Raw genomic sequence first — 725 nt, 5'->3', positions numbered from 1 at the left:
GCGGCGGAGATGTTCTCACCCGTGATCTGGATGTTGGCCACGGCGTTCTCGAAGCGGCTTTGCAGGGCGCCGAGGTCGGCGCGCGAGCTGTTGATGGCGTTGATAGCCTTGTCGATCACCATCAGGGCCTTCTGCGAATCACCGAAGCTGTTGACGTTGATGTCGTCGAGTTGGTTCGCGGTGGCCGTTGCCGCCGCTGGTGGGGATGCGCCGCCGGTGGTGGTGCCCCATGCGGCGCCGAAGTTGGTGGTGGCGAGTGCACGGTCGGAGAAGATTTCATACCCGGAAGTGGTCTGGCGTGCGAAGACGCCGGTTTCCGACGACTTGGCATTGACGGCATCGACCACCTGCTTGTTGCGTTCCGCTCCGGTGGCGACCTCTGCCAGTGCGCCCAGGCTGACCGCGGTACCGGCGGCGTTCGTGATGGTGAAGGTGCCGGCTGGCACTGCGGCCATCACGGCCGGGGTACCGGCCGGCGTGCCGGTGGCGACGGTCGACACATAAAAATCCGTATTGCCCAGCGTGGTGGAGTTGGCGCTGACGATGCTGTCGATGGCGATGCCTTCACCTGCGTTTGCGCCCACCTGGAAGGTGGCGTTGGCGAACGAACCGTCGAGCAGCTTGGTGCCGTTGAAGGACGTGGTCTTGGCCACGCGGTCGATCTCCTGGCGCAGCTGCGTCACTTCGGCCTGCAGGGCAGTGCGGTCGCTGCTGTTGTTCGATGC

Annotated in this window: 1 protein-coding gene; it reads right to left on the bottom strand. The window is 64.8% G+C overall.

From position 1 onward, the window contains the following. Nucleotides 1-725 (bottom strand): flagellin N-terminal helical domain-containing protein (locus tag HPA01S_RS22465; RefSeq protein WP_281193172.1); only part of this gene is annotated, 725 nt, incomplete at both ends.

Source organism: Hydrogenophaga palleronii NBRC 102513, from assembly GCF_001571225.1.
GTDB lineage: Bacteria > Pseudomonadota > Gammaproteobacteria > Burkholderiales > Burkholderiaceae_C > Hydrogenophaga > Hydrogenophaga palleronii.
Note: the sequence above shows the minus strand (reverse complement) of the source record. Positions and strands in the feature narration are given on the sequence as shown.